This is a genomic window from Rheinheimera sp., assembly GCF_030824435.1.
Lineage (GTDB): Bacteria > Pseudomonadota > Gammaproteobacteria > Enterobacterales > Alteromonadaceae > Pararheinheimera.
In genome coordinates, this window is the sequence record NZ_JAVBXS010000040.1 from 1 (window position 1) to 13,377 (window position 13,377).

A 13,377-nucleotide genomic window follows, 5' to 3' on the forward strand; every position below is an offset into this window, starting at 1 on the left:
ATGCACCGGCTCTGGTTGTATTGCCATTGCCTGCGCGCATTATTTACCGGAGTCTGAAGTGGATGCAGTGGATATCAGCGAAGATGCGCTGATGGTGGCAGATTTAAATATCAGTCAGCATGGTTTAGAGCACAGGGTATTTCCTATTCAATCCGACTGTTTCCAGAGCCTGCCCGGCCAGCAATATGATTTGATTGTCACCAATCCGCCTTATGTGGATGCCGACGATATGGCCGATTTACCGGCTGAATATCATCATGAACCCGAGCTTGGGCTGGCGTCCGGTGTGGATGGCCTGGAGCTGACCCGGCAAATTTTGCGTGAAGCCGCAGCGCATTTAACCGAAAACGGCGTGCTGATTTGTGAAGTGGGCAATTCAATGGTGGCGCTTGCTGAACAAATGCCGGATGTGCCTTTTCACTGGATCACTTTTAATAACGGCGGTGACGGTGTATTTGCCCTGACCAAAGCGCAGCTGGTTGCCCATCAACAGCAGTTTGAGGAATAAACATGGCCGGTAACAGCATTGGTGAATTGTTTCGTTTAACCACTTTTGGTGAAAGCCATGGTCCGGCCATTGGCGGTATTGTGGATGGTTGCCCTCCTGGTTTAAAACTGGACTTAGACGCTATTCAGCATGATTTGGACAGACGCAAACCCGGCACTTCAAGGTACACCACCCAAAGACGTGAAGATGATGTGGTGAAAATTTTGTCCGGTGTGTTTGAAGGGGTCACTACAGGTTGTTCTATTGGCTTGTTAATTGAAAACACCGATCAACGCTCGCAGGATTATTCCGCCATTAAAGATGTGTTCCGTCCGGGGCACGCTGATTACACCTACTGGCATAAACACGGTATCCGTGATTACCGGGGTGGTGGCCGCTCTTCTGCCCGCGAAACTGCGGTTCGGGTTGCAGCTGGTGCTATTGCCAAACAATATTTAAAACAACGTTTTGGTGTTGAAGTGCGCGCTTATTTAGCCCAGCTGGGGCCGGTTAAAGCAGAACAGCTGGATTGGGCGCAAGTAGAACAAAACGATTTTTTCTGCCCTGATGTAGATAAAATTGAAGCGCTGGATGCTTTTATGCGCGATTTAAAAAAATCCGGCGATTCAGTGGGGGCCCGTATTAATGTGGTGGCCAGCAATGTACCTGTGGGCTGGGGCGAGCCTGTGTTCGACCGCTTAGATGCCGATATTGCCCATGCCATGATGAGCATTAATGCGGTGAAAGCGGTAGAGATAGGTGATGGTTTTGCCGTGGTGGAGCAACAAGGCTCTACCCACCGAGATGCGTTAACGCCAACAGGTTTTACTGCCAATCATGCCGGTGGCATTTTAGGTGGTATTTCTTCAGGCCAGGATATCCGCGTCAGTATTGCGCTCAAACCAACGTCCAGCATCAGTATTCCCGGTGCCAGCATTAACACCAGCGGTGAGCCGGTGGAAATGTTGACCAAAGGCCGGCACGACCCTTGTGTCGGTATTCGCGCTGTGCCTATTGCCGAAGCTATGCTGGCGATAGTGCTGATGGACCATTTCCTGCGTCATCATGCGCAAAACCATCAGGTGTCGGTGACAACCCCTGATATCGCCCGAATTGGCCGCGGTGGTTAAGCTCAGATTGTTGCTATGCCATTGACTGGCCGGAAGCTACAATAGCTGCCGATGTCACAGAGATACAACGACGCTTAGGCGTCGTTGTTGTTTTAGCACAGCCTGATGCTTGTTCTGCTGCCAGCTGTTTTATCTCCATGGAGTGTATTGTGAAGTTGTCCAGCTCCCAGACGCTGAGTCTGGCTTATTTTGCCTATTTTGCCGTGCTTGGGGTTTTTGTGCCTTATATCGGCCTGTTCCTGGATGGCAGGGGACTGAATTCAGAAGAAATTGGTTTGCTGCTGGCGCTGGTGACCGGTATGCGGATTGTTGGCCCCAGTTTATGGGCCAGTCTGGCCGCGCGAAGGCAAGATCCGATAGGGGTGATGCGGTTTGGTGCTGTGCTTGCCACTATCGGCTGGCTCAGTAGTTTTTATGACGGTGGTTATTGGCCGCTGGTGGCCGGTCTTGCGCTTTATAGTTTGTGCTGGACCGCTATTTTGCCACAGCTGGAAAGTTCGGCTTTTTATTATCTCGACAACAACACCTCGCGTTACAGCAAAGTGCGTACTGCGGGCTCTGTGGGTTACATCGTACTGGTGATGCTGGGCGGCTGGTGGTTTCAGCATACAGGGCCGCAGATGTTGCCACACAGCGCTTTGTTATTTTTGTTATTGATGCTTGGTACTCTGTGGTTATTACCAAAGTTTTCGCTGGAAAATAACACAGGCAATCAGCCTTTTCAGTTTCGTAACTTATGGAGCCACAGCGCTTTTATTAAATTTATGCTGGGTGCCTTTTTTATGCAGATGAGTTTTGCACCTTTTTATGGTTTTTTTACCTTATATACCCGTGATTTAGGTTATAGCGGCAGCGACGCTGGTTTGTTGATAGCACTGGCTGTTGCCGCCGAAATAGTGGCTTTTTATTTTGCCGGCCGTATTTTAAACGGCCGCAGTTATCAGAAATTATTAGGGCTTTGTTATGGTTTAACCGCAATACGCTGGCTGATGGTGGCGTATTTGGCCGACAGCGGTATTTTGCTTGCTGCCAGTATGCTGCTGCATGCTTTTAGTTTTGCCATTGCCCATAGCTGCGCTATGCAGTTTATTCAGCAGTTTTTCCCACAAAACCAACGTAGCCGGGGTCAGGCTTTATATGCCGGTTTAATTTATGGTGGCGGTGGCGCGCTTGGCGCTTATGTGGCAGGTATTGCCTGGCAGGACGGTGCCGGTGCCGGTTTTACTTTTGTACTGGGTAGCCTGTGTGCTTTGCTTTCAATGGGGTTGGCGCTGAGCTTGCCCAAAGTTATTACCCCTATACAGACTGAGCCTGGTACAACGGCGGCCCTCTAAGCTGAGTTATCAAAGCTCAGCTATAAAGGCGCTGCCGGGGCGGATAATCAAACTGCGGCCATTAAGGCCGCAGCAGCCACTGTAACAAACTATCAAAAATTTTCGGTCTGTGTTGTGGATAAGCCAATACGCTGGAATTTAACCAACCTTTTTGATGTACAGCCTTAGTGTGACTAAAAGTTAAAAAACCTTCTTTGCCATGATAAGCACCCATGCCACTTGGGCCTATACCGCCAAAAGGCAAATCTTCCTGGCCAACGTGCACCAGTGTTTCATTAATACATACACCACCGGCATGGCTGTGGGTGAGCACACGCTGTTGTAATTGTTTGTTGTTGCTAAACAGATAAAGTGCCAGCGGTCTTGGGCGTTGTTTAATAAAATCAAAAGCTTCGTCAATGTGGTTATACACAAACACTGGCAGGATAGGGCCAAAAATTTCCTCAGTCCAAAGGGCACAATCAAGTGGCGCATTTAGCACCAATGTTAGTGGTAACAACCTTTTTTGTTGATGCTCTGCGCTTGTTGGCAGGCAACTGATAATCTCCGCACCTGCTGCTTTGGCCGAGGTTAAATAAGTTTGTAACCTTTGATAATGACGTTCATTAATAATGGCCGGATAGTTTTGCGCAAAACTTTGCGCCGGATAAAACTGCTGAAATTCAGCCTGTAAAGCGGCAATTGTTTGCTCAAGCTGAGTTTGATGTACCAACAGATAATCCGGTGCCACGCAGGTTTGGCCGGCATTGGCTGTTTTGCCAAATATAATACGTTCGGCCATATGGGTAATATTGACATCAGGCGCCAGAATTAATGGCGATTTACCACCAAGCTCCAGCGTCACAGGGGTTAAATTGGCACTGGCAGCGCGCATTACCTGGTAACCAACAGCCGTAGAGCCGGTATAAAGCAAATGCTGGAAAGGCAGCTGGCTAAAGCTTGCAGCAACTGCGGCATCACCTTCAATGACAACAGCTGCATTTGGCAGCGCAGTTTCAATGATATTTTTTAGCACCTGATTGGTATGGGGCGTAAATTCCGATAACTTCAGCATCGCTTTATTGCCGGCACTGATAGCAGCAACCAGAGGTCCCAGACTTAAAAATACCGGATAATTCCACGGCGCTATAATGCCAACTACCCCCAGTGGTTGGTAAACCACAAAGTTTCTGGCGGGCAAAAAAAGCCAGCTGACATGGCGCTTTTGTGGTTTTAGCCATTTTTTCAGCTGTTTTAAACTGTGGTCGATACTGCTGATACTGGGCAAAATTTCCAGCGTCTGGCTGTCACTATGGCAACGTTGACCAAAATCTGCCGTTAATGCTTGTAACAGCGCCTGTTGCTGCACCAGCAATTGGTGGCGTAACGCCTGCAGTTGTTGTTGGCGTTGTTGCAGGCCCGGGTAAGGTTGTTGCTGATAAGCAGCAGTAAGATTAGTGAAAATATCGCTCAGAAACTGCATGGGTCAATCCGGTTCTACATCAGAACTGCTTAATCTACTTGAGGTTGGACCTCTGTGCAATGCTGCGGCTTTGCCAGCTTGGGTGCTATTGGTTACAATGCCGGCCACTTAAAGCCTTGTCTGGTTCTACCGGGATTTGTCTATGTCGTTGTTGTCTCCTTCTGCTGTTGTTGACGCTGTCAAAAATACAACATTTCGTTTAGGGCTGATTATTAACCCATGGGCCGGTATTGGTGGTGCTGTTGCACTCAAAGGCAGTGATGGTGTTGCACAAGAAGCGCTGGCCCGTGGTGCTGTGCCTATGGCACAACAACGCGCCAAAGCCGCATTGGCCGAGTTGGTTGAATTGCAACCTCAGATCCGGATCTACACCTTTGCCAATGATATGGGGCAGACCGTAGCTGAAGAACTTGGTTTTGCTGTTGAAGTTGTCGGTCAGGCGCAAAGCGATCCCTCTACGGCAGTGGACACAGAGCAGGCCGCAACTTTGTTACTGGATTCTGGTGTCGACTTACTGCTTTTTGCCGGTGGCGACGGCACTGCCCGTAATATCTGTACCGTGATTGCCAATCATCACAGCCAATCTCATACCACAGTGCTGGGGATTCCGGCCGGCTGTAAAATTCATTCAGGTGTTTATGCCATTACGCCGGCTGCTGCCGGTAAAGTGGTGGCGCAGATGGTGCGTGGTGAGCTGGTCACAGTACAGGAAGCGCAAGTGATGGATATTGATGAAGTGGCGTTTCGGGCAGGCACAGTGCGCGCCAAAAGGTATGGCGAAATGCAAATACCAAGCGAACTTCGTTATGTGCAAAGTGTAAAAACCGCAGGTAAAGAATCTGAAGAGCTGGTGCTGGATGATTTAGCTGCTTATGTGGCAAGTCAAATGGAAGACGGTGTGCGTTATGTGATGGGCTCAGGCTCTACTGTTGCCGCTGTGATGGCTGAACTTGGTTTACCCAATACTTTGCTTGGGGTGGATGTAGTTGAAAATGGCGAAGTGATTGCCTCTGATGTCACAGCTTTAGAGTTACTGCCGCTGGTACAAGGCCATCACTGCAAACTCATCATCACCTTGATTGGCGGTCAGGGCCATATTTTTGGCCGTGGCAACCAGCAGTTATCGCCAGATGTGATTCGCGCCATTGGCCGTGACAACATCATGTTAATTGCCACCAAAACTAAATTACAACAACTTCAGGGCAGGCCGCTGATCAGCGACAGCGGGGATGCTCAGCTCGACCAACAATTACAGGGCATGCTCAAAGTGCTGTGTGGTTATAACGATTATGTGATGTACCGGCTCGGCATTGAGGAGTAAAAATGCAACAACCCGAAAATTTTATACAGGCCATCAGCAGCTATTTTGACCAGAACGTGGCAACAGCCAGTGATGATGAACTTTTTGCTGCCGGTTATCTGCGTGGCCATGTTGACCTCGGCATCGGCCGTTTGCAGGTGGCGGAGCAGCCATTTGCCGCCGCTGACATTATCGGTCAGGTGGACGAAAGTTTAGCGGCGGCAATTCTGGCAGGCGAGCTCAGCGAAGCCGATGAGCAGTTAGTGCGGCACATCTGGCAACAAGTGCAGGCGCTTGCTGCCTGAATATTTTTGCTGTGCTGATATTGTGTTCTGGCAAGACAAGCAACGCAAAATCGGCTAGCATCACCCCTTTCCTGATAATGGCTTGCCATTGTCTGTTTTTAACGACGCCTATGGCGCACAGTCAAAAGTGATTTTTATGTCAACATTCACCACCCTTGAACAACACGCCAGTTATGGCATAGGTCTGCAAATGGGTCAGCAACTGGCTGACAACCCGTTTGAAGGTTTGGATATCGCCGCTGTTGCTGCTGGTTTAGCTGCTGCTTTTTATGGTGATGAGCCTGAAGTGTCAGAACAGCAGATTCGTGCTGCTTTTGAAGTGATCAGCGCGCGGATGCAGGCTGAGCAGGAAGAAAATGCCAAACTGGCCGCTGGCGCCGGTGAAGCTTTCCTGGCTGAAAACGCCAAAAAACCAGGTGTAGTAACTACTGCATCAGGTTTGCAATATGAAGTGCTGATGGCAGGTGACGGCGAAAAACCAACACGTGCTTCTACAGTTCGTACGCATTACCACGGCACTTTAATTGACGGTACTGTGTTTGATAGTTCGTACAACCGTGGTCAGCCTGCTGAATTCCCGGTCGGTGGTGTAATCGCCGGCTGGACTGAAGCCTTACAACTGATGCCGGTTGGTGCTAAATACCGTTTATATATCCCACATCAGCTGGCGTACGGCGAGCGTGGTGCCGGTGCTTCTATCGCACCATTCAGCGCACTGGTGTTTGATGTAGAACTGCTGGCTATTGTTGCTTAACTCAGTTCGGGTCAACACATAAAAAAACCGCCTTTGCCGGCGGTTTTTTTATGTTGGCAGTTTTGCCCAACAGCTTTATTGCAGCTGACAATTAATCATAAGGATTATATTTATGCTTTTTCAGCTGGCTAGCCATCACAATCAGGGCTAAGCCCAGATAAACTGCAAATATAATACGCATCCAGAACGGCATTGAATAACCTAAAAATTGCCAGGCAATTTCACCACAAACACCGGTTGGATTAAAAATCGCAGGGAGCCACTGATCTAAAGGTAACCAGGTGGGGAACTCGGCAAAAAGGCCACAACTGGAAAAACCGCCACTTTTGACTACTTCTTCCACCAACACCTGATCATGGGCTATTTTCAGACCCCAGCCCGCCGACACTGCCCAGCTGCTATAGGCCAGCCAGCGCACTGGTGCCGATTCCCGGCCCCACAAACCAATAACACCGGCAAAGAAAATTCCGGTGATAGCAAAACGCTGATACACACACATAATGCAGGGTGCTAACGCCATACCGTACTGAAAGAACAACGCCACCAACATTAAAGCGATTGCACTGACGGCTAAAAGAACCCAAGGCCAGCGTTGTTTCGGCCAACGAGCCACTGCTGCAAACATCTGATTTCCCTTGTTGGAGTAGTGAAAGGTATCCAACGCACAATCTAAGCCAATTTGTTATCTAAAACAACCTTTGCGATCAATCACTCAGGTCAATTTTTGTGGCATGGCTTGTTAACTCATTGCGCTCTGGTACAATCAGTGCCAATCGTGGTGAGACAGACAACTAAAAACGGACAAATCCGGATGACCAACCTCATAAAAGCGCAGAGCCCTGCGGGTTTTGCTGAAGAATACATTGTTGAATCCATTTGGAATGGCAAGTTTGCGCCAGGTTCTATTTTGCCTGCTGAACGCGAACTCTCTGAACTGATTGGCGTAACCCGCACCACGTTACGCGAAGTGTTACAACGTCTGGCCCGTGACGGCTGGCTGACCATACAGCATGGTAAACCAACCAAAGTAAATAATTTTTGGGAAACTTCAGGCCTGAATATTCTGGAAACGCTGGCGCGTCTTGATGAAGACCGGATGCCTGAGCTGGTGGATGAATTATTATCTGCCCGTACCAACATCAGTGCTATTTATATCCGTGGTGCCATTAAAACACACAGAGATGAAGTGGTTGCTGTATTTGCCGGCGCCGAAAATCTGGAAGACACTGCAGAAGCTTTTGCCGATTTTGATTACAACCTGAACCATGAGCTGGCACTGCATTCATCCAACCGGATTTATGTGCTTATCCTGAATGGTTTCCGCGGTTTATACCGCAAAATTGCCCGTTTTTACTTTTCTCACCCGCAAGCCCGTGAATTAGCTCGTAAATATTATCACCAACTGAAACTGTACGCTGAAGCAGGCAAACATGACGAAGTGGTATTTGCGGTGCGTAAATACGGTAAAGAAAGTGGCAAAGTCTGGTCAGCATTAAGACCGGATATTCCAAAAGATTTGGTGGAATAACTCGTTAAAAACACTCCGCATGCGGAGTGTTTTTTTATCCGGTGTTTAGTAAACAAAATGGCGCTCTGCATTGTGCCTTTGCTTCGCTGATTTTTGAGTGTGTGCTGCTGTGACATGTTGTCACCTCCTAAACATTTGAAAAACAGGCCGATTGTTCAAATCGATTTATAGTGCTGGTCGGTCTTGCCCGTTGCTCTGGTAGATTACACTTGTCTGAAGTTTGATAGCTCCTTATCATGTGCAGGAATAAGGTATAACCGATAGTTATAAAGGCTTCTTTTATGTCAACAACAGCACCTGTCAGCCAGCGACTGCGTCAGCAGGAAGTTTACCTCGACAATAATGCCACCACACCGGTGTTGCCTTGTGCGGCCGCTGCTGTGATGCATCATATGCAAACCTGTTTTGGCAACCCAAGCAGCAGTCATAGTACTGGTATTAAAGCCAAGGTTGAGCTTGAAACCACCAGAGCGCTGGCGCGCAAAGTGATAGGCGCCAGTAGTGGCCAGATTGTTTTTACCTCAGGGGCGACTGAGGGGATTCAGACCTCCATTGTTGCCGCTTTGCTCGCGGCCAAACATCGTGGCCAGACCGGTCCGGAGTTGTTGTTGTTGTATGGCGCCACTGAACACAAAGCAGTGCCGGAAAGTTTAAAACACTGGAACCAGGTGTTGCAGTTGGGCGCAACAGTCAAAGCCATACCAGTGAACCAACAAGGTTTATTGGATCTGGATTTTATCGCTCAGCAGCTGCCAAAAGCCGCGATGATCTGCACCATGGCTGCCAATAATGAAACCGGTGTGAAACAGGATTTAGCGGCGCTTGAAACCGTGATCCGTCGGACAAATCCTGATGTGCTGTGGATGGTGGATTGTGTGCAGGCGCTTGGCAAAATGCAGCTGGATATTGCCAATACCAGCATCGATTACGCGCCTTTTAGCGGTCACAAACTTTATGCACCTAAAGGTATAGGTTTTTTATATGTGCGTCAGGGCACACCTTATCAGCCATTTATTGCCGGTGGCGGTCAGGAAAGTGGTTTAAGATCCGGTACCGAGAACCTGCCTGGCATAGCAGCACTGCATGCTATTTTTACCGAACTTAATAAAAAGTCAGAGTCCGTATTTCAACCTGAAGCAGTGCTCTGGCAATACCGCGAAGCTTTGCTTAAAGCGCTCAAAACAGTTTTCCCAAAGCTGGTGCTCAATAGTGATGCGCCTTTTATAGTTCCAACCACTATTAACTTTTCTGTGCCCGGTTTTTACAGCAAAGACATTATGGATTTGTTTGACGCCGCCGGTATTCGTATCAGTTCAGGCTCGGCCTGCAGCTCTAAAGTGCCTAGTAGTTTTGTGCTGGATGCGATGGGGCTGGAAAGTTGGCGTAGTCAGGGTGCTATCCGTTTATCTTTTGGTCCGGCCATGACGGCGGCAGAGTGTGATGCTGCCTGTAATGCCATTGCCCGGCTGGCTGATATAGTGCAGCGTTGTTGCCTGGTATTGTCAGACGCTGAGCCGCTGGCGGATATAGCAGTGAGTGGTTTAACTCAGCTCAAACATGAAGATATGTGTAGTTATTTGCTGGTATGTGCCAAAAGTCAGCAGGCGGTCATTATTGACCCTGTAGTTGCGCTTTCTAACCGGCTGGCAAATATGGTACAGGGACAGGGTTTACAGCTGGTGGCAGTGCTTGACACACATTTGCATCAGGATCATCGTTCAGCGCGTGATGATTTAACGGCGTTATTAGGTCTGAAAGATGACAGCGCCACTGATGTACTGGGTTGGCCTTTTGCTGAAGTTGTTATTCAGTGTGGTCAGTATCAGCTGCATAAAGTTGCAACACCTGGACATAGTGCCGAAAGTCGCAGTTATCTGCTTAGTCATCATGGCGGCACTGTGGCGGCTTTTGTTGGTGATTTATTATTACCAGGTGGGGTTGGCAGGCTGGATTTAGCCGATTCAGACCCAACCTCCTTTCAGCAAAGCCTGAAAAATTTAAGTCGTTTAGTGACACCACAGACTTTGTTATTGTCGAGTCACGATTATGCCCAGCGTTTTTTTACCACACTCAACATAGCAACTTCTGAGCAGCCGTTATTGGCTTCGTTGTTAACTGCACAAAATTGTCCGGCCGATTGGCTGGAAACACTGCAACAACAAAGTCTGGCCTTGTGTCAGGCCAGTCAGTACCAGTGTGGCGTGGTGGAGGTGTGCTGGTCAGACGCCAAAGCTGTGGTAGAAACCGCCGATCTGCAGGATTTTATTCAGGCACATCCTGATGTTGTGCTGGTTGATGTGCGTGAACCTTATGAACAAAGTGCCGGGGCGCTGGAACCTTATTTGCCATCAGGGACTGTGGTGCAACAATGGCCCTTATCCAGACTTTGTGATGCGCTGATCAGTGGTGCTTTAACCTCAGAGCAGCAGCTGTTGCTGGTCTGCCGCTCCGGCAACCGCAGTCTGGTGGCAGCCAAGGTATTAAACCGTGCTGGTTTTACTGAGGTATATAACCTCAAGGGCGGTTTTGCGATGTTAAGTTAAACAGCGATGGTAAAGCCTGTTGTGTTATGTGGTTTTGCCGATAACTTTGCTTTTTAACAATAAAAAAAACAGCGCCTAAGGCGCTGTTTTTTTTCCCGGGTTTTTAACTGCTGCAATGCTGAGCATTACTAACAGTTGCTGTTTACTGGCGCAAAGCGCGCTGAGGTCAACTATTAATAAAAAAACCTTTGTAGCGGATTCAGCAAGCGGGTCAGGCCTTGTTTAAATTCAAGTGGTGCTGTTAATACCGATAAACATAGACAAGGTTCACCGGCAATGTTTTTTGGGGTATGGGTATGATCGGGTGTATTAATAATTAAATCACCAGCTGCATATTGTCCCATTTCATCCACCATCTCTCCGGATAGTACCAAAGTGATTTCCAGCCCTTTGTGGGTATGAAGCGGCACCTGAGTGTTGGTTTCAATACACAACAAAGACAAATGATTTTCGTCAGTACCTGGCAGTTTTGCTGTGGAAATACCGCCAAGGGTCAACCACTTATTCCGTTTACTGACGAGACGTTGCAAACTGCGGGGCACAACAAAGCTGTGTTGACCCACCACCAGCTGGCTTTGTGACGGCGTCACAGGTGATGTTTTTCTGGCTGGTACTGCTGCTGCAGGTTCGGCCAGAATGTTATTCAGCATTTGTTGCCAGCTGTCAGAGTTTGCTTCAGGTGCGCTTTGCATCGCCAGCTCACAACCCAAATCTGCTTCAATGTCGCGATGTAATGTCTGGCAATGCGGACAAAAATCAAGATGAGCAGCCACCACCAGTGCAAGCTCGGCCGCCAGCGTGCCTTCACTGTATTGCTCCAATAAGCTGATGCTCGGGTGATATTTAACTACGTGGGCCATCTATTGCCTCTCTTAACCTGTCTAATGCCAGTCGGATCCGCGATTTTACAGTGCCAAGCGGGATACCGAGTTGTTCTGATACTTCCTGATGGGATAACTCGTCCAGATATACTTTTTCCATCACCAGCCGTTGTGCCGGTGGCAAAGCGTGAAAGTGGGGCGCGACTTTTTCCGCCACCAGATGTAAGTCCCAATGCTGGCTTTGATTATCTTCCTGCTCAGGATAATCACCATCAGCCCATAAATCGTCTGCACTGATGTCGTCTTTGCGGCTTTGTTTTTTGCGCAACATATCAAAACGCACGTTACGGGCTATGGTAAAAATCCAGGTGGAGGCACAACCGCGGCTGGCATCAAAAAGTGCTGCTTTTTGCCAGACATTCAGCATAGTGTCCTGCACCATTTCCATGGCCTGCTGTTCGTTGCCAAACATCTTGATACCAAAAGCGCGTAGACGCGGTGCAAAATAACGAAACAATTCAGCGTATGCGCTTTTGTCGCGATGAAGGGCGACAAAAGCCAGCGCTTCCTCCCATTGCCCCACAGCTGCTGTGGTGATGTCTTGCGTCGTCATAGGCTTACTCTGAAAAGAAAGTTCAGCGTTATGATGACTGCTTATTTGTATCGGATCCAACATTATCAATCAGCCTCTGTATTGAACTGCACCTTTTTGACTGCATTTTGCAGCAACCCAAAGGCCAGTATTGTGTTGTTGGTTCGTTTTTTGGTGGTTACTGTTGTTATACGCTGCCGGTGCTGATTTAGATCTGTGCTTAGATGGTTGAATAAAATAGAAAGATAGCTGCGAAATTTCGCGATTTATTGTCAATAAAAGCGAACTTATACTGCCTCCATCAACTTAAGGAGCAGCATCATGCACAATATTCTCGTAGTGAACAGTTCTATCAGCGGCGAAAACGGCCAGTCAAATCAACTGATCAATAACTTTGTAAAAGCTTTGCCGGCAACAGTGGCTGTTACCAGCCTGGATTTAAACCAAAGCACGCTCACGCATCTGAGCATGCCGGAAATTGGCGCCTGGATGACTCCGGAAGCTGACAGAAGCAACGAACAACAACAACTGGCGGCAGTGTCTGACAGCATGATTGCTCAGGTAAAAGCCGCCGATGTGATTTTAATTGGTGTGCCAATGTACAACTTTGGTGTGCCAAGCCAGCTTAAAGCCTGGTTCGACCGTATTGCCCGTGCCGGTGTCACTTTTAAATATACCGACAAAGGCCCGGTAGGTTTACTGGAAGATAAACCAGTGGTGTTTTTCCTGACCCGGGGTGGTATGTACAAAGATTTACCGCATGACACCCAAACCCCTTATCTGGTGAACTTTTTTAATTTTATTGGCCTGAAAAACCTGCATTTTATTTTTGCCGAAGGGCTGAATATGGGCGCTGACTCTGCGCAGGCGGCGTTAAAAGCTGCCCATGCTGCTATTGCGGATTTAACCGCTGAGCTTGCTGCTTAAAATACTGTCTTTTTCATATCCGGCTCTTTATATCTTGTTGGCCTTGTCCCGGCCTTTATGCCAGTGGTGGTGTTTTCAGCACAGTCACTGGCTTTTTTCTGTCGTTTTATCGACGTTCAAAACGCGTTCCCGGCAACTTATCCTGAACTCTGTTCGCTTAACCGCAGAAGGTTGAATTCCCGCAGCTTCCTTTG

The 13,377-nt window shown here is 48.4% G+C and carries 13 protein-coding genes; 9 read left to right on the forward strand and 4 right to left on the reverse strand.

The features are described from left to right. The 3 genes from prmB to RCH83_RS09745 all read left to right on the forward strand — a co-directional run. The coding region (gene prmB / locus RCH83_RS09735; protein WP_306521447.1) for a 50S ribosomal protein L3 N(5)-glutamine methyltransferase at nt 1–508 on the forward strand (508 nt) is incomplete at its 5' end. 2 nt (nt 509–510) lie between these two features. Then, the gene (gene aroC, locus RCH83_RS09740) at nt 511–1,617 is read left to right on the forward strand and encodes a chorismate synthase (protein ID WP_306521449.1); all 1,107 of its coding nucleotides are present in this window, start codon (nt 511–513) and stop codon (nt 1,615–1,617) included. A gap of 149 nt (nt 1,618–1,766) precedes the next feature. After that, entirely contained in the window at nt 1,767–2,951 is a 1,185-nt protein-coding gene (locus tag RCH83_RS09745) for an MFS transporter (RefSeq protein WP_306521451.1), read from the forward strand. A gap of 61 nt (nt 2,952–3,012) precedes the next feature. Here the strand turns inward: RCH83_RS09745 and RCH83_RS09750 are convergent, their stop codons facing one another. Then, on the reverse strand, nt 3,013–4,413 hold the full coding sequence (locus tag RCH83_RS09750) for a coniferyl aldehyde dehydrogenase (protein ID WP_306521453.1): 1,401 nt from the start codon (nt 4,411–4,413) through the stop codon (nt 3,013–3,015). A gap of 142 nt (nt 4,414–4,555) precedes the next feature. Between RCH83_RS09750 and RCH83_RS09755 the strand changes: the two genes are divergently transcribed. The 3 genes from RCH83_RS09755 (at nt 4,556) to RCH83_RS09765 (ending at nt 6,772) form a co-directional block, all read left to right on the forward strand. After that, complete coding sequence (locus tag RCH83_RS09755; protein ID WP_306521455.1) at nt 4,556–5,734, forward strand: ATP-NAD kinase family protein; 1,179 nt, start codon at nt 4,556–4,558, stop codon at nt 5,732–5,734. A gap of 2 nt (nt 5,735–5,736) precedes the next feature. Beyond that, a complete protein-coding gene (locus tag RCH83_RS09760; RefSeq protein ID WP_306521457.1) occupies nt 5,737–6,018 on the forward strand; it encodes a YfcL family protein in 282 nt (93 codons plus the stop codon). A gap of 136 nt (nt 6,019–6,154) precedes the next feature. Next, nucleotides 6,155–6,772 carry an FKBP-type peptidyl-prolyl cis-trans isomerase gene (locus RCH83_RS09765; RefSeq protein WP_306521459.1) on the forward strand — a complete coding sequence of 206 codons (618 nt, stop codon included), beginning with the start codon at nt 6,155–6,157 and terminating at the stop codon, nt 6,770–6,772. A 91-nt stretch (nt 6,773–6,863) separates the two neighbouring features. Here RCH83_RS09765 and dsbB read toward each other — a convergent pair whose 3' ends face one another. Then, a complete protein-coding gene (gene dsbB, locus RCH83_RS09770; protein WP_306521461.1) occupies nt 6,864–7,397 on the reverse strand; it encodes a disulfide bond formation protein DsbB in 534 nt (177 codons plus the stop codon). Nucleotides 7,398–7,583: 186 nt separating this feature from the next. Here dsbB and fadR point away from each other — a divergent pair, with 186 nt between their 5' ends. Together fadR and RCH83_RS09780 are read left to right on the forward strand one after the other, a co-directional pair. Beyond that, complete coding sequence (gene fadR, locus RCH83_RS09775) at nt 7,584–8,300, forward strand: fatty acid metabolism transcriptional regulator FadR (RefSeq protein WP_306521463.1); 717 nt, start codon at nt 7,584–7,586, stop codon at nt 8,298–8,300. Nucleotides 8,301–8,581: 281 nt separating this feature from the next. Then, the gene (locus RCH83_RS09780; RefSeq protein WP_306521465.1) at nt 8,582–10,843 is read left to right on the forward strand and encodes an aminotransferase class V-fold PLP-dependent enzyme; all 2,262 of its coding nucleotides are present in this window, start codon (nt 8,582–8,584) and stop codon (nt 10,841–10,843) included. Nucleotides 10,844–11,016: 173 nt separating this feature from the next. On the opposite strand, the gene RCH83_RS09785 is transcribed toward RCH83_RS09780, so the two are convergent. Then, nucleotides 11,017–11,703, reverse strand: a complete 687-nt coding sequence (locus RCH83_RS09785; RefSeq protein WP_306521467.1) for a ChrR family anti-sigma-E factor — start codon at nt 11,701–11,703, stop codon at nt 11,017–11,019. Then, nucleotides 11,687–12,277: a sigma-70 family RNA polymerase sigma factor gene (locus RCH83_RS09790; RefSeq protein ID WP_306521469.1), complete on the reverse strand. Its 591-nt coding sequence runs from the start codon at nt 12,275–12,277 to the stop codon at nt 11,687–11,689. The genes RCH83_RS09785 and RCH83_RS09790 overlap by 17 nt, the downstream gene beginning before the upstream one ends. 300 nt (nt 12,278–12,577) lie before the next feature. On the opposite strand from RCH83_RS09790, the gene RCH83_RS09795 reads away from it, so the two are divergent. Continuing rightward, nucleotides 12,578–13,183 (forward strand): FMN-dependent NADH-azoreductase, encoded by a 606-nt coding sequence (locus tag RCH83_RS09795; RefSeq protein WP_306521471.1) that lies wholly within the window; start codon nt 12,578–12,580, stop codon nt 13,181–13,183. The last annotated feature ends 194 nt before the right edge of the window (nt 13,184–13,377 follow it).